This is a genomic window from uncultured Clostridium sp., from assembly GCF_947039605.1.
Classification (GTDB): Bacteria; Bacillota; Clostridia; order Clostridiales; family Clostridiaceae; genus Sarcina.
This window is the reverse complement of the sequence record NZ_CAMQZG010000033.1, coordinates 1-21,193: the sequence shown is the minus strand read 5'-3', so window position 1 is coordinate 21,193 and position 21,193 is coordinate 1. Positions and strand designations below refer to the sequence as shown.

15 protein-coding genes are annotated in these 21,193 nt (G+C 29.7%); 10 read left to right on the top strand and 5 right to left on the bottom strand.

The genetic code is table 11. The features are described from left to right. The first annotated feature begins 137 nt into the window (after positions 1–137). Both Q0V24_RS12205 and Q0V24_RS12200 read left to right on the top strand, forming a co-directional pair. A complete protein-coding gene (locus Q0V24_RS12205) occupies positions 138–950 on the top strand; it encodes an oxidoreductase (RefSeq protein ID WP_297521875.1) in 813 nt (270 codons plus the stop codon). Positions 951–1,008: 58 nt separating this feature from the next. Continuing rightward, positions 1,009–1,995, top strand: coding sequence for a helix-turn-helix transcriptional regulator (locus tag Q0V24_RS12200; protein ID WP_297521873.1), 987 nt, complete (start codon positions 1,009–1,011; stop codon positions 1,993–1,995). A gap of 40 nt (positions 1,996–2,035) precedes the next feature. Here the strand turns inward: Q0V24_RS12200 and Q0V24_RS12195 are convergent, their stop codons facing one another. After that, on the bottom strand, positions 2,036–2,563 hold the full coding sequence (locus Q0V24_RS12195) for an aromatic acid exporter family protein (protein WP_297521871.1): 528 nt from the start codon (positions 2,561–2,563) through the stop codon (positions 2,036–2,038). A gap of 255 nt (positions 2,564–2,818) precedes the next feature. On the opposite strand from Q0V24_RS12195, the gene Q0V24_RS12190 reads away from it, so the two are divergent. Beyond that, complete coding sequence (locus Q0V24_RS12190) at positions 2,819–3,433, top strand: HD domain-containing protein (protein ID WP_297521870.1); 615 nt, start codon at positions 2,819–2,821, stop codon at positions 3,431–3,433. Between the two features lie 48 nt (positions 3,434–3,481). On the opposite strand, the gene Q0V24_RS12185 is transcribed toward Q0V24_RS12190, so the two are convergent. The 4 genes from Q0V24_RS12185 to Q0V24_RS12170 form a co-directional block, all read right to left on the bottom strand. Beyond that, positions 3,482–4,345 carry a hypothetical protein gene (locus Q0V24_RS12185; protein WP_297521868.1) on the bottom strand — a complete coding sequence of 288 codons (864 nt, stop codon included), beginning with the start codon at positions 4,343–4,345 and terminating at the stop codon, positions 3,482–3,484. A 202-nt stretch (positions 4,346–4,547) separates the two neighbouring features. Beyond that, complete coding sequence (locus tag Q0V24_RS12180) at positions 4,548–5,315, bottom strand: hypothetical protein (RefSeq protein ID WP_297521866.1); 768 nt, start codon at positions 5,313–5,315, stop codon at positions 4,548–4,550. A gap of 26 nt (positions 5,316–5,341) precedes the next feature. Then, entirely contained in the window at positions 5,342–6,259 is a 918-nt protein-coding gene (locus Q0V24_RS12175; protein WP_297521864.1) for a hypothetical protein, read from the bottom strand. 134 nt (positions 6,260–6,393) lie between these two features. Beyond that, positions 6,394–7,329 (bottom strand): type II toxin-antitoxin system HicA family toxin, encoded by a 936-nt coding sequence (locus tag Q0V24_RS12170; protein WP_297521862.1) that lies wholly within the window; start codon positions 7,327–7,329, stop codon positions 6,394–6,396. Between the two features lie 315 nt (positions 7,330–7,644). On the opposite strand from Q0V24_RS12170, the gene Q0V24_RS12165 reads away from it, so the two are divergent. The 7 genes from Q0V24_RS12165 (at position 7,645) to Q0V24_RS12135 (ending at position 15,968) form a co-directional block, all read left to right on the top strand. After that, a complete protein-coding gene (locus Q0V24_RS12165; RefSeq protein ID WP_297521860.1) occupies positions 7,645–8,472 on the top strand; it encodes a hypothetical protein in 828 nt (275 codons plus the stop codon). Between the two features lie 117 nt (positions 8,473–8,589). Next, positions 8,590–10,368, top strand: a complete 1,779-nt coding sequence (locus Q0V24_RS12160; protein WP_297521858.1) for a M3 family oligoendopeptidase — start codon at positions 8,590–8,592, stop codon at positions 10,366–10,368. A gap of 262 nt (positions 10,369–10,630) precedes the next feature. Then, positions 10,631–11,116, top strand: coding sequence for an SPOCS domain-containing protein (locus tag Q0V24_RS12155; RefSeq protein ID WP_297521856.1), 486 nt, complete (start codon positions 10,631–10,633; stop codon positions 11,114–11,116). A gap of 13 nt (positions 11,117–11,129) precedes the next feature. After that, positions 11,130–11,612, top strand: a complete 483-nt coding sequence (locus tag Q0V24_RS12150; protein ID WP_297521854.1) for a hypothetical protein — start codon at positions 11,130–11,132, stop codon at positions 11,610–11,612. Positions 11,613–11,633: 21 nt separating this feature from the next. After that, positions 11,634–13,619 carry an SPOCS domain-containing protein gene (locus tag Q0V24_RS12145; RefSeq protein ID WP_297521853.1) on the top strand — a complete coding sequence of 662 codons (1,986 nt, stop codon included), beginning with the start codon at positions 11,634–11,636 and terminating at the stop codon, positions 13,617–13,619. Between the two features lie 65 nt (positions 13,620–13,684). Continuing rightward, positions 13,685–14,287: a hypothetical protein gene (locus tag Q0V24_RS12140; protein ID WP_297521851.1), complete on the top strand. Its 603-nt coding sequence runs from the start codon at positions 13,685–13,687 to the stop codon at positions 14,285–14,287. Between the two features lie 151 nt (positions 14,288–14,438). Then, entirely contained in the window at positions 14,439–15,968 is a 1,530-nt protein-coding gene (locus tag Q0V24_RS12135; RefSeq protein ID WP_297521850.1) for a DUF11 domain-containing protein, read from the top strand. The last annotated feature ends 5,225 nt before the right edge of the window (positions 15,969–21,193 follow it).

Genomic DNA, 21,193 nt, shown 5'->3' with positions numbered 1-21,193 from the left:
ATAAAGTGGCGCGAATTGAATTTTATTTGGCATATTTTGTTGTTAGAATAAACTTATAAAAGATATATACTTATAGTAAGATAAAGAAATTAAATTAAGTTGATATAAATATAAATTAAGTTTAGGAGAGATTACAAATGAAAAAAGTAGCACTTATAACAGGGGCCAGTAGTGGAATTGGATTTGATACAGCGATAGAACTAAAGAAAAAAGGTTATATAATTTATGGGGCAGCTAGAAGACTTGATAGATTAAAAAAATTAGAAGAACAAGGTATTAACATAATAGCACTTGATGTAACAAATGAAGAGTCTATGGTTAAATGTGTTGAAACTATACTTGCTAAAGAAGGCAGAATTGATGTACTTGTAAACAATGCAGGATATGGTTCTTTTGGAGCAATTGAAGATGTTTCAATGGAAGAGGCTAGAAGACAGGTAGAAGTTAATATATTTGGACTTGCAAGAATGACTCAGTTGGTACTTCCAAGCATGAGAGCTAATAAATTTGGAAGAATAATTAATATTTCATCAATGGGTGGAAAAATGCATACAGCTTTTGGTGGTTGGTATCATGCAACAAAGTTTGCAGTTGAGGGATTTAGTGATTGTTTAAGAATTGAGGTAGCACCATTTGGAATTGATGTTGTAGTTGTAGAGCCAGGTGGAATTAAAACAGATTGGGGAACAATAGCAGCTGATAATCTAGAAAATAGTGCTAAAAATGGTGCTTATTCAGTAGAAGCTAATAAAGCGGCTAAAGGAATGAGAAAAAGATACCTTGGAGAGAGTCTAACAAAGCCAATAGTAATTGCAAATACTATAGTTAAAGCAGCAACAGCTAGAAAACCTAAAACTAGATACCTAGTCGGTTATGCGGCTAAACCAATTGTATTTATAAGAAGAATTGTATCTGATAGAATGTTTGATAAGATTGTAAAAATGATGTAAGTTTAAAAATATAGAAAAGTTAATTTGAATTTATATAAAAATAAAAAAGGGTGATAAGATGACTAAATTCTATTCAATAGATAAAAAATATTTTGAATATATATTATCAAAAGGCATTAATGCAGAGCTTGTTTTTAAAAATGCAAATATTCCTATAAAAGCTTTAGATAATAAAAATCTATCTATAAGTAGAGAACAGTATATAAAACTTATGGATTCTTTAGAGGCAGCTATAAGTACTCATGATTTAATGTGTTATAGCAGTATTGAAAAGATGATAGGATTTATACCTCCACTTTTTGCAGCTATGTGTTCAAGGGATGGTATAACTTGTTTTAATACAATAGCTAAATATAAAAAACTTATAGGACCGTTTGTACTTGAGGTTAATATAGATACTAAAAACTTAACTTTAGAATTTAAATTTGATGATGGAAATAATAAATTACCTAAGTTTTCAATTCTTAGTGAGCAAGTTTTAGTACTTAGTATTATAAGGAAAGCAACAGGTCAAAGAATTATTCCAACTAAAATAACTTCATTATATGAATATGATGGAAGTGACTTTGAGGAGTACTTTGGTATAAAACCCTATAAGGATTTAAAATCAGTAATAGAATTTAAGATAGAAGATGTAAAAAAACCATTTTTAACAGAAAATAATGTTATGTTTAGTTATTTAGAGCCAGAACTTCAAAAGAGAATAAAAGAAATGGAAATAGATACAAGCTTTGCAGCAAATGTGAGAAGTACACTGTTTGAACTTATTCCAAGTGGGGATGGAAGTATAGAAATGGTTGCAAAAGAGCTTGATGTAAGCACTAGAACACTTCAAAGAAAGCTTGCAGGGGAAAAGACTACATTTATAAAGCAGTTAAACCATACAAGGGAATTGCTTGCTAGAAGTTATCTAAAGGATGGGACAATAAGTAATGATGATATTGCTTTTCTAATTGGATACTCAGATGCTAATTCATTTATTAGAGCTTTTAAAAGTTGGACGGGTATGACAATTACAGAATATAAAGAAAAGTATATAAGTTAGGGTTTATAAAATAGAAAAGTGCTTAAATCATATAATAGATTTAGGCACTTTTTTTGTTGTTAACTATATCAACAGTAGGTTTAACTTTTTTGTGAGGAAGCACAAAGTGATTAACAGCTATAGCAATTAAAGCACCTATAAAAGTTTCTACTGATCTGTGAAATGCATAGTAATAATTTGAAAAATCCCTATTTAAAAGCAGTGTTCCAAGTAAAACTATACAAGCAATAGTAACAGCACCAGGCATTTTTATCATAGTACAGATATAGATTACAGATGTACTAAGAATAAAGACTAATCCGATTTTTAGAATTAGATTACTATTGATGCTTAATATTAGAGTACCAACACTTCCAAAAATAGCACCAATTACAGTTCCTACAAATCTGTTTTTACCCATGTGGACAGAATTTTCTGCTGAATCTTGCATACATACAACAGATGTGATTGCAGCATAAAAAGGTGTATCAAAACCAAATAGCTCTGCTATAATTATAGAAATCATAATAGCTAGTGATGACTTAAAATTTCTTGCACCTATTTTAGGGAGTTTATTTAGTTTAATCATTTAATTAAAACCTTCTTTATAATATTAATTTATACAGTTTAATATTATATCATAAATTTTTTGTAGAATGATTTAGTAACGAAAATATAATGATATGTTTATAAAGAGTAGGCATATAAGAAAGTTTAGAAAAATGGTATAATAAGAGAAAGTAAATGTAAAAAGTTAGAGAAATATACGATTAAATGTTTGATATTATAAAATTAGAGGGCTATATCAAGATGAGAGAGTTTTGATATTTTAGGAGGGTAAAATATGAGTGCGAGTAAAGAGATTATTTATTTAAAAGGTTATTTAAGAGGAAAGAATTATCTACAGGCTATAAAGGCTTTAATTTTAGCAGAAAGATTACATGAGGGGCAAACAAGAAGAAGTGGAGAACCTTATATTATACATCCAGTGAGAGTAGCAAATGGACTAATATCACTTGGGATAGCAGATGAAAATATGATAATTGCAGCTCTTTTACATGATGTGTTAGAGGATACAAGTATGACATCAAAAATGCTTGTAAATGAGCAAAAGTTACCAAAGGATGCTGTTGAGATTATAGTTCTTTTAACTAAAGAGAAGGATTATAAGGCTGATGCATACTATAATAATATTGCAGGTTCATCAAAAGCAGCAATAGTTAAAATAGCAGATAGATGCCATAATATAGCAACACTTCAATTCTTTGATGATCAAAAAATTGGTAAGTATGTAGCAGACACAGAAAAATATATATATCCACTTTTTAATAAAATAAAAGATACAGACCCATCTTTTGAAGATTCAATATATTACATGAAATATCATATTGATAGCATTATAGGAGTAGTAAGAGCTTTAAGACGTGATATATTTGAAGTTAAAGATAATGAAAAATAAAATAATAAAAAGCACTAAAAATATAAAAAATATTTTTAGTGCTTTTTATTAGCCCATAGAATCTAATGCGACATCAACAGTTTTAGGTACTCCATTTACATTAATAGTTATAGGGAGTGTAGGGTTAGAATAATAATTAATTAATACTGTTGCAAAGGTAGGGTCTACGCTTTTAGGTGTAATAGATCGCAGCTTGTTATCTGATATATTATTAACCTTATTTAGTAAATTTACCTGTACTGAATTATTATCCCATGCAGAAGAACCTAAAGCATTTAAAACTTCATAGTACATAGACCTACGAACATCATTATATATTGAATTAGGATGGCTACCCTCAAATTTACTGTTTAAATATTCATTAGTAATATTAATATGTTTTATAGGCTTTGCACTTTCTTCTTTGTGGTCAGAAGTTTTGTGTTCTGTATGTTCAGTTACTAGTGGTTTATCAACTTCTGTATGTTTAATTTCTGTTGGCTTTTTAGTTTCTCTGTGAGTAGTTGCTTTGGGATTATTTATTTTTATAGTATTCTGTGTAGATTTATTTATATGTGATTCTTCAGTATCAGCTTCATGTTTAATTTTAGTTTTTTGAGGCTGTGGTTGCTCTATTGAAGATATAGACTTAGAAGTTTTAATTTCTGATTTTTCATTAGTAGTAATTTGGGGCTTTTCAATAGTTTTAGCTATTGGTTTTTCTACTTTAGGAGTAAAGATTTTCTCAATTTCTTTACTTTCGTTTTTTTTAGTTTGAGTAGGGGTTATAACTACTGGAGTTTTTGGAGTAACTTGTGCCAACGGTGTAGTTACTTTGGGGGTTAATTTACTAGAATTATATATTGAATAACCACCTATACCAATGGTACAACTTGCTATTATTATTATTGGAATTAATATTTTTTTCTTCATTAGTTTACCTCTTTTATTCAAAATGTAAACTTATAGTAACAATAAAGAAATTAATTGTCAAAAATATGTAACTTATTGGAGGTAGCTCAAAATAATAGTATTTACTTATTTTGAAAATTTTCTATAAAAAAAGAACCTATACTCATCATTTATTAAAAATATGATAAGCTTATAGGTTCTTTTTTGAGAAAACTTTAAATTTTTATTTGAATTTAACCATTCTAGTTGCAGGATAAAATCCAGCATTAATTTGTGCTTTAAGTGAATTATGATTAAATGCCCAGCATCCTGCAATAGGAGTTTTTTCTAGTGCAATAACTAAATCTCTTAGTCCTCTTAAAATATCAGAACCATGACCATTGCTTCTATGAGAAGCAATAACAAACATTCCTACACTAATTTTATCTTTATTGATTTTACCAGGTTCTGCATGTCCAAAGCCGACAAGTTCCCCAAGTTTATTTTTAGCAAGATAAAAAGTTTTTTCTTCTAACATTCTTGATAAACTTTCTTGATAGAACTGTTCACTAAGTTCATTTATCATTTCAAAGTCTTGCATAGTTGCAAGGCTAAGAATTGTATTAGAAGATATCTTTAAACTATCATTTCTGAGTCTTGTAAAGTAACCCTCTTTTTCAAAAGTTCCAAAACTATCCATAGCATGTGCCATAAAATATTCATCAGAGGTTGAAATGAGTGCATTACTTATAAATTCAAGTTTTCTAGCTTTAAAAAATACATCCTCACCAAGATGTGCAAATTCTAGTTCAAGATTAAATAAAACAAGTGTATGTTTTTTTTCAATAGCACAAAAACCAATATAAGTATTATCAATCATTATTTTATAAAAATTTGACCTTAGTACAATTTCTTCAAGATACGAGTCGATTAAAATATCATTATTTGTAAAGTAGCTAGATATTTTATTTTCTAAGTCATAAAAATTAGATTTTAAAAATTTAAAATTCATTATTGCCCCCTATTTATATATAAAATTTACTGAGAATCACTAGGAATACTATCAGCTAAAACTTTCTTTCCATTCTCAATAGTGTATAAGTTTTTATTATTTAATTCAGTTGTAAACTGAGTTTTTGTAACATTTTTCCCATCTGCAGATAAATAAATAGTAGATGGACTACTAGAAACACTAACCTGATAAACAGGTGTATTACTTATGAAGTAAACTGGTACTGTACTTGAAATTGAAATACTATCTTTAGATGTAGGGAATGCTTCTTTATATAAGCCTTTAAGCTGAGAACTTGGAATATCATAATCATCTAATTTAAATTGATTTTGATATTGCTGGATTTGCTTACTATAACCTTGGATTTTAGATAAATTAGTATCACTAAAACCAGAAGTATCAAGATTTTCTAAAAATTTATTAGCATTTGTATATCTACCTTCATCTATTAAATCACTTAATGTGCTCATAGCATTTGATTCAACCGTAGCAGTTTTTTCATCATCATTAGCATTATCAAGTTTTGATTCTTGTTTTTTAAGCTCTTTTATATCAGCAGGAGAAAGTGGTTCGCCAGCTATTTTTTGAGCTTCAAAAGCAGCTTCAGATAATGAACCTTTTTCTATAAGATTTGAAAGGTTTTTTAAATCTGCTTGAATTTGAACTTCATTTTGTTGTTTTATAAGTGCAGTTGTAAGGTCAGTAACCTTATCATTTAATTCTTTATCATTTAGCCCTTTGCTTCTAGTTGTAAGAGATTTTAGCTCGGTAGAAGCACTAGCAAGATTATTATCTTGCATATCAGTATTGATTTTTTTAATAGAGTTTTGAATATAACTTCTAGTTTGATTATCAGAATAGTTCTTAAATATTCCAACTGTTGCAAGTGCACCACCAAGTACGACAAGTACAGAAATAATAAGAATTACTTTCTTTTTTATCATTTGAAATCTCCTTTGTTAACCATTAAAATTTTCTTTTGTTTGAGTAAAATAAAAAACTATTACTGAGTAATATAATAACATAATATTTAACAATAGTTTTACCCTTTTTTAAAATTATATTTAATAATAAGTAATTAATTACGAACACCAATACTTTTAAGGATTTTTATTTGTAGCCCCTTACCAATATCTCTGCCTTGTGGAATTACAGTTACAAGTCCAGAATTATTTATAAATATACCATGACCACCAGTAATTCTATTTAAAATAAAGCCATTATCAGTAGCTATTTTATTGAGTTCTTGATATTTATAATGTGTAAATATTTTACTCTTTGTTTTATGCAAATCTTCTTCTGTATCTTTTACCCAATTGAAAAAATTATCAATAGTATTTTCATGGTTTTTATGATGTAATTTGCTTTTTAAATGTTCTGTTAAAATACTGTTATTAGTATTAATAAAGCTCTGGATATCAAGAAAATATCTATCCATTTCTTCACTATATAAATCAAAGGCTTCTTTGCTAACAGATTGAACTAAGTTATTTATATAATTCTTACTATCAAGTTGAATAAATTCAAGATGATTTATAACTGCAAGTATTTTAAGATTTGCAGCAGATAAAACAATTTTATCAAAATTAATTAAATATTCATTAAATATTCCATAAATATCATCAAGAGTATTAGAATTTTCTAGAATTATTTTCCCATCAGATATTATTTCAGACTCTAAATCATTATAAAGTTTATGAATTTCTAAGCTAGAAACAAGTGATAGATTTTGTTGGAATATATCATGTGTTTTAGTTGAAAAAATTTCTTGATATCTTCTCATAATTTCTAATGATAAATCATTAAATAAATCTTTTATAATATTTTCAATAGGTGTCATAAAGTCTATAAATTTTTCTGAAATTAAGTTAGCAATTGTTTTTTTACAATTATCAGATAAATCAATAGCTTCATTTATATATCTTTTTACATTTGGTGATGATATATATTTATTTATATTTTTATAATCTTTTGGAATTATTTTTTTATTTGTTTTATTTGTTTTATTTTTCATTGTAGCTCCTAACTTTCATACAATAGTATTATACCGATTTTAGGGAGAGGAGTTAATAATACATTTATTAGTATTCCCAAAAGTAAAGCTTAAATTTAATAATAATCACAATAGTTATTTATATATTTTATTAAATTATTTTGTATAATGAATTTCTTTTAAACTTATAATAAAAATTCTTAGAATATTTTAAGGTTTCATTAAAGTACAATATTGTAGCATTTCTAGAATAAATAAGTGATATAATATTATAAAAGATACAAAGTATTAACTTTGTTTAAATATTTAGAACAAGAGATGAGGTAATAGAGTAAGATGAAGCTTAAATTTATAATGGCGGTCTCATTAGTTGTGGTTCTTTCAGTTTCTTATTATATTGGTAATTCAATAAGCAAGGAAACTCCTAAAACAACACAGAGAGTTTCATCAATAAAAAAATCAAATGATAATAATTTTAATACCAACATAAAAAAAACTATATATACAAAAGCACAAAAGCAAGAGTTATTAGGTGCACAAAAGCTTATTAACATAGGAAAGTATCCACTGCAAAAATCAGTAAGGGTGGTTACATCATTAAAATATGATAATGGGATAATGATTCCAAAAGGAACATATGAGTATATGGTTGATGGTGGAGAAATAGGGCTAGCTAGAACTCCTTTTGCTATGTATGCAATATCAAATAAGGTAGAAATAAAGAGTGGAATAGTAAATCCACTTCAAACAAAACCTAGTAAATATAATATAGAAAATATTTTTTCAAACGCAAAAAAATTAAATGTAATTGGTGCTATAAATGGCTACTACTATGTTAGTTATAGTGAACTTGGGAGTAGTAATATAAGTTATGCATTTATAATGCCAAGTAAAATTAACCTACTTGGGAATGTAAAACCACGACAACTAAGTTATGTAAGTAATTTAAAATTATATAAACTTTCTAATACAGAGGATTATAAAATTAGTGGGTTTAATATTTATAAAACACCATATATGTTAGGGAATGTAGAGAGAACACTTAATTATAATGAGCTAATGAACTTTACACCTGTTATTATTGCAGGTATTGGTGATATGGTAGAAATATTTTACAACAATCAAATTGGATGGATACATAGTGATAGATTAATATCCATATAAAACAAGCAACTTAAGTTAAAAATACATATAAAAAATACATAAATTGAGCATAGCTTAATTAAAATAAAAGATCCAGTGTTATTATGCATTGAGTCTAAAAAGGAAAGGTGACACATAATGGAAGTAAAATGGAGTCTTGATGAACTTTACACAGGGTTTGATAGTGAGAAGTTTAAAAATGATTATAAAAAATTAGAAAATATAGTTGCAAATTATAAAGGATTTGCGGATAGCATAATAGATTCAGATAAAGATATAGTGCAAAGACTAGAGCGTTATATAAAGAATACTCAGGAACTAGAATATTTAACAAGTGATTTATTCTTATATACACAACTTACACTAAGTGTTGATACTAAAAATGAAGTAGCACTTAAAACACTTGAAAATCTTCAAAAACTTGTAGCAAAAACTGCTGATACAGGTGCTAGAATTTCAAAATGGATAGGAAATATAGATAATATAGAAGTTATTACAGAAAAATCAGAACTTTTAAAAGATCATAGCTTCCACCTTATAGAAATTAAAGAAAGCAGTAAATATATTTTAAGTGATAAAGAAGAACTTATGATTGCAAAAATGCAAACAACAGGTTCAAGTGCTTTTGAAAAACTAATGGAACTTGAAACTTCATCACTTTTAGTAGATATAGAACTTAATGGTGAGAAAAAGCAAATGCCACTTACAATGGTAAGAAATCTTGCATATGACAAAGACCCAGAAGTAAGAAAAATAGCTTACTTTGCAGAACTTAAAGCTTACGAGAAGATAGAAAACTCAGTAGCAGCTTCCCTTTGTGGAATTAAAGGCGAAGTTATAACAACTTGTGAGGCAAGAGGATTTGAATCACCTCTTCAAGATGTTTTATTAAAATCAAGAATGAGTAAGAAAACTTTAGACGCAATGCTTAGTGCTATGAAGGAAAGTCTTCCTGTATTTGAAAAATTCTTTAAAAGAAAAGGTGAAATGCTTGGTCATAAAAATGGATTGCCATTCTATGATATGTTTGCACCACTAGAGGGTGGAGATAAAACTTATACACTAGAAGAGGCTAAGGCTTTTGTATTTGAAAACTTTGGAACATTCTCAGATAGACTTAGAAACTTTGCAGAAACTGCATTTGATAAGAAATGGGTTGATGTATACCCAAGAGAAGGAAAAGTTGGTGGTGCATTCTGTCAGGGAGTTCACTCACTTAAAGAGAGCAGAGTAATGCTTAACTTTGGTGGTAACTTTACAGATATAACAACAATGGCACATGAACTTGGACACGGATATCATGGAGAGTGTTTAAAAGATGAGAGTGTAATAAATGCTGATTATCCAATGCCAATAGCAGAAACAGCTTCAACTTTCTGTGAAACAATAGTTAAAAAGGCAGCTATTAAAAATTCAGAAAAGAAAGTAGCATTTTCTATATTAGAAGCAGAACTTTCAGACTGTGCACAAATAATAGTTGATATATTAAGTAGATTTTTATTTGAATCAGAGTTATTCGAAAGAAGAAAAAATGGTTCATTATCAGCAAAAGAACTTAAAGAAATAATGATAGATGCACAAAAAAAATCATATGGAAATGGACTTGACAATGACTTCCTTCACCCATACATGTGGGCATGTAAGCCACATTATTATAGTGCATACCTAAACTTTTATAACTTCCCATATGCATTTGGATTATTATTTGCAAAAGGGTTATATGCAGAGTACCTAAATAAAGGTGAAGAGTTTGTAAAAGATTATGATAAACTTTTAGCCGTTACAGGTAAGAACAAACTTGCAGATGTAACAAAACTTATGAATATAGATATAGAGTCAGAAGACTTCTGGAGAAATTCTCTTAAAACAATAGAGGAAGATATAGAAGAATTTATAAAACTTAGCAAAGAAATATAAAATAATAAATTTGAAGATGGCAGGTTCTAGCTTTTTAGAACTTGTCATTTTTTATTTGTCTGATAATTTTCGAAATCTTAAAACAACTTATTATTATAGGTGTGGAGAATATAATAATAAGTTATTTTAAGATAATTATAAGGCATGTTTTAAAGGATTAGAGCATGTATTTTTATTTTTCTGAAAAAAAAATAATTGTATCAACTTAGGTAGTGAAGAAATAGTATATATTAAATAAGATTTTTATTTTAAGGAGGTAAGTATGGGTAGTTTTGTAAGAAATCTTATAGAGTACCAAGGTATTGATCTAATGGATAAAGGCGAGTGTGCATTAAGTACTAAGAGCTTTAAACAAGCAACAATAGATGTAAATCTTTGTGTTCCAGAAGAAAAGCCAGATATAGAGCAAGTAGTTAAAGTTGTAATTAAGAAAAAGGTTGTCAGATATAAAATAGTTAAGACACCTAAGGGGATTTCAGCTGAAGGTCAAGAAATAACAGGAAATAAACTTTTAGTTATGGGTGATATAGTTTTAAAAATAAATTATGTTGCAGATGAACCATGTCAAAGCATGCACAGTTTTCATGTTACAATTCCATTCTGTGAGTATGTAGTTTTACCATTAGGCTTTAAAGGCTTAAGTATAGTAGCTCCAGATATATATATAGAAGATGTCTACGTTAATCAACAAGATTGTAGATGCTTATTTGGAAATGTTACATTATTAACAGTTGCAGATTTATGCTAAGGGGGTAGTGAATATGTCATTTAGAAGCGATTTTTCTCCAAATCAAAGTATTCCAGAATATGCTAAATACTTTAAAGAGGAGATAATAAACGAAATATTAGCAATTCCTTGTCAAAAACCAGACATGGAAAGACTTTTAAAAACATTAGTAGATGTTACAGTAGAAGATAAAAAACTTATTAAAACAGAAAAAGGTTTATCAAATGAAGGTCAAATTCTAACAGGTTACAAGCTTGTAGTAAAACTTAGAATTAAAGAAAAGATAACTTATGTTGCAGACCATTGTACACAATCAGTTCATGCAGCTCATTTTGAAACAATAAAAAATTTATTTATTATTGTTCCAGAAGAAATTAATGGGGAAGATATTTGTAAAATATTTAAAAAGGGTAGATTAAGTATAACACCTTACGTTGAATGTGTAGAAAGCAGAATGCTTGATGAAAGAACAATTCATAAGTGTGTAATGCTTTTAGTAGATGTCAAGAAATTATAATAAAAGGTGAGGTGAGAAAACATGGCATTAGTAAAATCAGCTAATCGTGTAGAGGTAATTGTTGGTGATGTGATAACTTACACATTAGAATTTACAAATGATACAGGTTTTTTATTAAATAGTGTAGTAATTAAAGATTTATTAAATCCAGATTTAAAATTTGCTCAAGGCAGTGCTAAAGTTAATGGGACAGGAGCGCCACTTGCAGATATATTAGCAGGTGTAGAAGTGGGGCCACTAGCAGATCTTGCTATAATTGAGATAACATTTGATGCAAAAGTTATAGGAAATACAACTGGAAGTTTAGATAATACAGCCACTGTAGTATATAACTATATTGATCCTGTAGATGGGGAGTTGAAAATTGGAGATGATTTAAGCACTCCAGACCCACTTATGATAGATGTTGAAACAGCCGAGCTTAGTATTATAAAAGTAGGAACTCCAGGTGTAGTAAAATTAGGAGATATTATTACCTATACAGTTACTCTTTCAAACACAGGAACTATTAACCTCTTAAATATAATACTTAAAGATTTAATAAGTCCATCTACAGAATTAGTTTCTGGAGCAGTTACTGTTGATGGGATAGTAGCTAATGATCCAGATTTAAGTGTAGGTTTAAATGTTGGAGAAATAGATTTTGAAGGTGATGATATTGTAGTTGTATATGAAGTCGAAGTCATTGGGGCTGTAGAAGATCCAATAGAAAATAAAGCATATGCACAGTATGACTATGAATTACCAGATACTTTAATCACAGGCACAAAAGAAACTGAGGTAGTAATAGTACAAACTGACTTTATAAATTTAGAAACTCCAACATTAATTAAAACATCTAATCTATCAGAAATTGTAGTAGGTGAAATTTTAACTTATGAGTTAATTTTCACAAATACTACAGGCTATATTTTAGATAGCGTAGTTGTTAAGGACTTACTAAGTCCGGATTTAGACTTTGTTGAAGGTAGTGTTAAAATCAATGGAATGAGCCTTCCAGATGCAGATATACTTGCTGGGGTGCAAATAGGACCTGTGGGTGTTAATTCATCTGTAAGTGTTTTCTTTGATGCATTAGTTGTAAGCAAATCAGGAGATACTATTGATAACCAATCAACTGCGGTTTATAAATATATTGATCCAGCAGATGGATTAGTGAAAATAGGTGAAATAGAAAGCAATCTTTATCAAGTAGTAGTTGAAGTAGCACAGCTTAATATTGAAAAGCAAGCTAATACAGATGAAGTTCAATTAAATGATATTATTGATTATCAAGTTATTCTAAGAAATACAGGAACTATAGATCTCTTTGATGTAGTAGTTAAAGATTTATTAAGTCCTGCACTTGAATTTGTGCCGAATTCAGTATATGTCAATGGTGTATTAGTTAATACGGGAAGTAAAGAAAAAGGATTAAATGTTGGACGTATACCAGCAGGGGGTCAAGTAATAATTGACTATAAAGCTAAAGTTATTAGTGGAACATGCTCTGGATACATCAAAAATGAAGCATGTGCAACTTATTGTTATAAGTTACCAAATAGCGCAACTAATAAAAAGAAAACAGATGTAGCTATGGTTTTAATATGTGTAACTATATCTTCATTTAAGCAACAAGCATTAAGCAAGTCAATTACTTTACCACTTGCAAAACCAGACATAGAAGAAATTGATGATGTAGTAGTTGAGGTCCTTGTAGATGATAGTTATGTAGTTGAAACTATGGTTTCAGAATCACATGAAGGTCAAAATCTAAGTGGATTTAAACTAATTATTCATGGAAGATTAAAAATGAGTATAGAATATACAGCACTTTTACCAACTCAACCTATGCATTCAGCACATTGTGAAGTACCATTTAGTAGTTTCTTAATTTTACCACCAGATTATGTTCAAGGTTCATATGTTGAAGTATCAACAGAACTTGAAAATATGGAAGTAGATTTAATTGATTGCAGAAGTGCAATGGTAAATGTAATATTTTTAATAATAGCTAAAATCAACTAATATAAATGAAATGAACAATAAGAAGAAAATTTGTAAAAATTTAAGAAACAAGGAGTGTTTTAGATATGACAAAACCAAGTGGAGTTTTAGGAAATTCAATAGATATACATGTAGGGAAAAATGATAATAGCGCTGAAATTAGAGCAGATGTAAAAGTTAATGAATTTGAATCAAAAAGAATTTGGGGACAAGTTTTAAACTGTTGTAATGAGCCGGTTGCTAATAGCTTAGTGAAACTTGTAAGAGTGGTATGCCAAGGTAATAGAAAATATTATGAAGGTGTAGCTCATACAATAACAGATTGTGAAGGATTTTATCAGTTTGATGTTTGTGATAATAATGATAATGAATGTTATAAAATTATTATAAATAAAGCAATTACAGGTCAAGAACTTGTAATTGATACTCAAGGTGGAAATTGTGGAGCTTGTGCACCATGTGGAAATGGAAATGGCGGTGGATATAATCCATGTTTACCTTACAATCCAGTAGTAAAACCATATGATCCAAGTGAATGTGATTGTAACTGTCCACCAGTAAATCCATGTCATCCATGTTATTCAGTAAATCCATGTGAACCTAAAAATGATTGTGACTGTAATGATACTTATGCATCATCATGCAATCAAAAAGGTGGAAAAACTAATTACGCAACTTACACAAGATAAAATAAAATAAATTAATTAATGCCTTAACATTTAACTAGATAAAGATAGATGTTAAGGTATTAATTTTAAGTTTAGAAAAATACATATAAGTATATAGACTAGAAATAAACTTAATTTATTTTTAAAATTAAGTTTTGTAAGGGGAGAAGAAATGAACAATTCTATTAATCATGTAGATGATTCAAATGGGATTGATTTGATAAGTTTTGATTTAAAGAATGATGGGAGAGAGGTAGCTTTTACTAGCTGTTTTGATGAAGAAAAACAATATGAAATCAATTCTTTTGGATCTAGTATCAGTAATTTTAATTATGAAGAAAGTAAGAGCTACACAAATCTTAAAGCTTATAAATTAGTTGATAAATTAAGAATTAGTGTAGGAGAAATTTTAAGTTATAAAGTAATTATAGATAATTTAAGTGGAATACCAGTATATAATATAATTTTGCAGGATAATTTACCGTCAGGGACAACATATATAATTAATAGCTTAAAGCTTAATGGATATATTCAAGGTGGTGCATATCCACAACTAGGATTTCTTATTCCTAAAATAAATGGAGATTCAAGAGTAATTATAACTTTTGAAGTAAGTATAAATATAGCCGAGCCTATGCCAAAAACAATAGGAAATTTTTCAACAGTGATAATAAACGAAAAGGAATCTATTAACACAAATAATGTAAGTACTGAGATAGAAGTATTGTCCTGTAATGAAGACTATGAGGATAATATTCAGTGGAATGGAAATCATACTATAGAACAAGAGTTTAGTGGATATGAAAGGAAAAAGAAAAGATTTAGAGAGTATGAAACTAATGAAAATAGAGGTCTTGATTTATCAAATTATTGTGAGGAAGTTTTAAGGGAGGCAGAGGAAGAAAAATATTTAAGTCTAAATATTTTTAAAATAGCAAATAAAGAGTATGTAGAATTTAATGATATTATTACGTATAAAATTAATGTTATAAATAATGAAAAAGTGAATTTATTTAGTATAAAACTGTTTGAGGATATACATTATTCTCTTGAATTTGTTAAAGGAACGCTAATATTCAATGGACAAAAAATAAATATAGATATATTAGATTCACTGTTGAATATAGGTGATTTACAACCATTGCAAGAGTGTAATATAGAATATAAAATGAGAGTGAAATCAACAAGTAAGGATGGTTGGATTAGGAGTGGAATTTATGCTAAGTGTTTATATTCTTTGAATCAAGAAGATCTTATAGAAGGTGAAAGTAAGGTTTTTACTTCAAAAACTAAAGTTAAAGCAATGAATTTTAAGGTAGTAAGTTTAAATAAATTAGTAGATTTAGAAGAGTGTAGTAGAGGGAGTGTATCTGTTGAAGATATTGATATGGAAGTAATTGTGGATGAACAATATGTTTTTGAAGGAATATGCTTTAGAGGTCATGATGGTAATATACTTTCAGGATGTCAATTGAAATTTTTTGGACATATAGATGCGCTTGTTCAATATGCAGTAATGAATTTAGATGCTGAAATTAGACTGAAAACATGGAGTATTCCTTTTACTAGTCAAATTATATTATCACCAGATTATGAAGAGGGAGACAGTGTAGAAATATTTCATAATATAGAATACAGTGTAGTGGATATTTTAAATCCTAGTGAGATTAACTTAGGAGCAAGCATTTTATTTTACACTTAAAAGTTGAAGTGGAAAAGTTGTTGCTAAAATCTTTATAATTTAACTACAACTTTTTTAGTTAGCTAAAAAACAATATATTTTTATAATTAAATTTCTGTAGAAGAGATTTAATTACATTTTTTATTTTCAAGTAATATGTTCAGTAGCATATTACTTTTTTTTGTCCCAAATTTGAAGGGGAAAGCATAAAATAAAGAGAAATATGTAAATGAAATTTAAAAATAAGGAATTAAAAAATTCACTGAAAATAAATATCAGACATTTTAGGCCAACATAAAATTTACGTTAGTAATTAATTAATTTATGTAAGGAGTGGATAAGATAAATTATAAAATAAATTTCTAAAAAGAAATTTGCAAGTTATTTAATATGTTTTATAAAAATAAAAAATATACACAAAGGAGGAAATATAAATGCCTTTAAATTTGAGATATACAACAAGTACTAATGGAGGACTAGTCTTAACTGGTAATACATTAGGTTTAAGTCAAGAAACTAATGTATATGAGCCTGGTGTTCAAGGTACAATGGGAGCTTTTGTTTCATTAGACTTAGCCAATCAAGTTAATACATTTCCAGCAGGAACAACTTTAGATTATTTAGAGAATGGTTCAGAAGCACAGCTTGTTCTTCCAGTAGGAAGTACAGTTGTTAGAGCTGAACTTATTTGGGGAGCAATCTTTTCATATGATTATATATTTGTTGGGAATCCAGAGCCACCAGAAAGTGATACAATTGTAGCTCTTATTGATGATCCCATTCTTTTTAATGGAATATCAGTAAATCCAGATCCTACAACAGGACAGGAATATACTAATATATCACCAGGATTTACGACTGTTGAATGGTATATGAGAAGTGCGGATGTAACATCAATAGTTCAGGGCGTCGGTGTAGGTACTTATTCAACAGAACAAGTACCATCATTAATAACAAATATAAGTAATTATTCAGGGAGAACATCACATGTAGGGTGGACACTTGCTGTTGTTTATGAAAATCCAGCGGAAGACTATAAAAATATATATTTATATGTAGGGGCACAGGGAATTACAGCTGGAAGTGGAGCAGTAGATATTCCAATTGGAGGATTTGAAACTTTACCAACTGGACCAATAGAGAGTAATTTATATTTAAGTGCACAAGAAGGTGATGGAGATATTGGTGGAGACCAAGCACTTTTTGGACCAGATGCAGGAACTTTAACTGCACTGTCAGGGCCAGTGAACGCAGTTACAAACTTTTTTGGTGGAATAATAACAGATTCATCAGGAAATTTAGACACAAGTGGAACTTTTGGCACAAGAAATAATGACACATTTACAAATTCAAATACAAGTGGTTCAAGACATGGATGGGATGTAAATACTCAAGATGTAAGTGGATTAATGGCTAATTCACAAACTGATGCGGTAGTCAGAATTACAACTGTGGGCGATTCTTATCTGGTGAATACAATTGGTTTTACAACTAATAATGTTTTAGCTAATACAGTAATAACTAAAGCGGTTGATTTAGCAGTTGCACAGGTTGGGGATGAATTAGAGTATAGTTTTATTATACAAAATAATGGGAATATAACTATGGGACTTACAACTATTACAGATATTATACCAGCAGAAACAAGTTTTGTTGGTGGCAGTGTTATTGTTAATGGGGTAGCAGATGAAGGTGCAAATCCAGAAATTGGTATAAGCGTTCCGGATATACTTCCAGGAGCTAGTACTACGGTAAGTTTTAAAGTTACAGTAGATAGTATTCCAAATCCGAATATTTTATTAAATACAGCTGATCTAGATTATGATTATGGTGGAAATCCAGTAACAACTGTAACTAGTAATGAAGTTCAAACATTTATATTGGAAGCTTTTATATGTGATACATTTATGTACCAAGTAGTTGCAGAATTACTTCAAAATTCAGAATTCAGAAGAATTAACACTGTAACTGGGGATGTTGAAATTGTAAATATAGATATGGGATATGTTCTAAATGCCATAGGATATAATATCTTAGATGATTATATTTATGGTAATTTAACTATTTTTGATGGTAGTGGAAGTTCAATACAAAGAAATTTAGCTCAAATAGATTCACTTGGAAATGTAGTGGACTTGGGTCCTATTCCAAATGTAACTGATACAGCAGGACTTAATGTTGGAGCCATTGATGATCAAGGTTTTTATTATTTTAAAAGATCAAATAGAGATTATTATTGGACAGTAGATTTAAGACCGGGTTCTCTAACTTATGGTCAATTAGTAGATCCAACTAATGGCTATATTACAACGACAACATCTACACCGGTTCTTCCAGTAGGAACTCTTACACAAGGAGACTGGACTTATAATGTCAATGATGGATTGCTATATTCAATAGCAGATCCACCAACACAGTTCTTAACAATGGATCCTGCAACAGGACAAACCAATCTTTTACCAACAGATATAGGATTTCCATTGGAATATGGAGGCATAGCATCAGATGCACAAGGATTTATTTATGGTATAGATAATGACACAGGTGATGTTGTAAGATGGCAAAATATTGGGGGAACTATGGACGGGGATTTATTCTCACAAACACTTGGAACAATCAGAAATGATGCAACAATGTGCTTAGATGCAATTATTGAGCTTGATTTTGGTGATGCACCAGATATTATAGTGGGAACAAGTCCAGGGAATTATAGAACTTTACTTTCTAATGATGGACCAAGACATCAAATTATAAATGAATTATTTGTAGGACAGGGAGTAACTGCAGAAGATGATGGATTACAAAATCCAATAGCAACAGGTGATGTAGATGAGGGTCTTATAGCACCGGTACAAATACCGATAGCAATAGTAAATTTCAGTGTTCCAGTTGATTTTACTAATAATACAGGACAAACTGCTAATATATATGCTTGGATAGATTATAACCAAGATGGTATCTTCCAAACAAATGAAAGTTTTACAACAATTATTCCAAGTCAAGTAGGCGTTCAAACAATAAATTTAGACTTTACAGGAATTCCTACAACTTTAGATACTGATACTTTTATGAGAGTAAGGATAACAACAGATACGCTTGTAAATAATGGTGGACCAACAGATGAAGATACAAGAAGTTTTGGTGCAGCAGTAGATGGAGAGGTAGAGGACTATTTAGTAGAAATGGTAGGTGATGCAGAACTTACCATTGTTAAGAGTCAAAGTACAGATGTTGTTGATGTTGGTGATACTATCACGTATACCATAGAAGTAACTAATATAGGTAATATTGATGCAATAAATACTATTTTAACAGATGTAGTTCCTAATGGGACAAGTTATGATCCAGGAACATTAACAGTTGATGCAGTTCTAAGTGGAGATGACCCGAATGTTGGAGTAACACTACCAAATCTTATAGCACCTAGTCAAGTTGTAACAGTTGAGTTTGACATAATAATAAATACAATTCCAGTGCTAAATCCGATAGTGAATTCTGCAGATGTAGATTATCAAAGCAATGGAGTACCAATAACTGAAACATCAAATGAAGTAAGAGCAACAGTTAATGTAGCAGACTTAAGCATAGTTAAAACAGCAAGTCCAGATCCCGTAAATGCAGGTGAACAGATAGTCTATACTTTGGTAATTAACAATACAGGACCAAGTAATGCTGAAAATGTAGATTTAACAGATACAATTCCAGGAGTTATAAGTAATGTAGAGTATAGCTTAGATGGGGGGACAACATGGCTACCATGGCTTGGAAATTTAAGTCTTGGAACAATAGCAGCATTCACAACTATTACAGTTTTAATTAGAGGAGATGTTGCACATGATGCAACAGGAACTTTAGTTAACACAGCAGCAGTAGTAAGTACAACAGCTGATCCAGATTTAAGTAATAATACAGATACAGTGACAACACTAATTGTTCAATTAGCGGATATGAGTATTATTAAAACTGGAAGTCCAGATCCTGTAATTGCAGGGGAACAGTTAATTTATACTTTAGCAGTAATGAATGCAGGCCCATCAGATGCATCTAATGTAACTATAACTGATGTCATTCCTTTAAATGGAGCTGAATATAGTTTAGATGGTGGAACAACTTGGTTTTTATGGATAGGAAATATAGCTCTTGGAACCTTCATACCAGGACAAACACAAGATATTTTAATTAGAGGAATAATTCCACAAGATACAGTTGGAAGTATAAATAATACAGCAACAGTTGCAAGTACAACTCCAGACCCTATTTCAGCAAATAATACAGATACAATTACAACACAAGTTGAAACATCTGCAGATTTAAGTATCATTAAAACAGCAAGTCCAGATCCTGTAATTGCCGGAGAAGAGTTAGTTTATACTTTAACAGTATCAAATGCAGGACCTTCAGATGCTTTAGATGTAGATATAGTGGATGTAATGCCACTTGATACTCCAGAATTTAGTGTGGATAATGGTTTAAGTTGGAACCCTTGGCTAGGAAATTTAAATATAGGAACTTTAGGTGTAGGTGCATCAGAAAGTATTTTATTAAGAGGTATAATTCCAGTAAGTATAGTAGGAAGTATAGATAATACAGCAACTGTAACAAGTCCGACACCAGATCCAGATATAACAAACAATACAGATACTGTAAAAACTAGTGTAACAAACTTAGCGGATGTAAGTATTGTTAAAACAACTGATACTAATCCTTTAGTAGCTGGAGAAGAAGCTATATACAGTTTTGTAGTAAGCAACGTAGGTCCATCAGATGCACTTAATGTAAATTTAAGTGATGTTATCCCACTTGAAAATCCAGAAATAAGCTTAAATAATGGTATCTCATGGGCTGTATGGGGTGGAAATACAAACCTTGGAACAATAGTCAGTGGTGGTGCAGTAGATGTTTTAATAAGAGGAGATGTTCCTTCAGGATTTGTAGGTGACATAGTAAATACAGCAACAGCACTAAGTACAACACCAGATCCAAATCTTGATAATAATACAGATACAGTAACTGACCCAGTAGAGCAACTTGCAGATATAAGTGTTATAAAAGGTATTACTCCTATTCCAGTTGTAGCAGGAGAACAGGCTATTTATGATTTAGTAGTAAGCAACGTTGGACCTTCAGATGCAACAGATGTTATTTTAACAGATGCAGTGCCGCTTGATAATCCAGAGCATAGTTTAGATAATGGAATAGATCGGAAGAGCGTCGTGTAGGGAAAGAGTGTCTTCGCCTGTGTAGAT

What these genes read in the sequence shown, in the direction of transcription:
- Q0V24_RS12190 (WP_297521870.1), top strand. Translation starts at nt 2,819, where the DNA reads ATGAGTGCGAGTAAAGAGATTATTTATTTAAAAGGTTATTTAAGAGGA.
- Q0V24_RS12185 (WP_297521868.1), bottom strand. Translation starts at nt 4,345, where the DNA reads ATGAAGAAAAAAATATTAATTCCAATAATAATAATAGCAAGTTGTACC.
- Q0V24_RS12200 (WP_297521873.1), top strand. Translation starts at nt 1,009, where the DNA reads ATGACTAAATTCTATTCAATAGATAAAAAATATTTTGAATATATATTA.
- Q0V24_RS12170 (WP_297521862.1), bottom strand. Translation starts at nt 7,329, where the DNA reads ATGAAAAATAAAACAAATAAAACAAATAAAAAAATAATTCCAAAAGAT.
- Q0V24_RS12155 (WP_297521856.1), top strand. Translation starts at nt 10,631, where the DNA reads ATGGGTAGTTTTGTAAGAAATCTTATAGAGTACCAAGGTATTGATCTA.
- Q0V24_RS12180 (WP_297521866.1), bottom strand. Translation starts at nt 5,315, where the DNA reads ATGAATTTTAAATTTTTAAAATCTAATTTTTATGACTTAGAAAATAAA.
- Q0V24_RS12140 (WP_297521851.1), top strand. Translation starts at nt 13,685, where the DNA reads ATGACAAAACCAAGTGGAGTTTTAGGAAATTCAATAGATATACATGTA.
- Q0V24_RS12160 (WP_297521858.1), top strand. Translation starts at nt 8,590, where the DNA reads ATGGAAGTAAAATGGAGTCTTGATGAACTTTACACAGGGTTTGATAGT.
- Q0V24_RS12175 (WP_297521864.1), bottom strand. Translation starts at nt 6,259, where the DNA reads ATGATAAAAAAGAAAGTAATTCTTATTATTTCTGTACTTGTCGTACTT.
- Q0V24_RS12165 (WP_297521860.1), top strand. Translation starts at nt 7,645, where the DNA reads ATGAAGCTTAAATTTATAATGGCGGTCTCATTAGTTGTGGTTCTTTCA.
- Q0V24_RS12145 (WP_297521853.1), top strand. Translation starts at nt 11,634, where the DNA reads ATGGCATTAGTAAAATCAGCTAATCGTGTAGAGGTAATTGTTGGTGAT.
- Q0V24_RS12205 (WP_297521875.1), top strand. Translation starts at nt 138, where the DNA reads ATGAAAAAAGTAGCACTTATAACAGGGGCCAGTAGTGGAATTGGATTT.
- Q0V24_RS12150 (WP_297521854.1), top strand. Translation starts at nt 11,130, where the DNA reads ATGTCATTTAGAAGCGATTTTTCTCCAAATCAAAGTATTCCAGAATAT.
- Q0V24_RS12195 (WP_297521871.1), bottom strand. Translation starts at nt 2,563, where the DNA reads ATGATTAAACTAAATAAACTCCCTAAAATAGGTGCAAGAAATTTTAAG.
- Q0V24_RS12135 (WP_297521850.1), top strand. Translation starts at nt 14,439, where the DNA reads ATGAACAATTCTATTAATCATGTAGATGATTCAAATGGGATTGATTTG.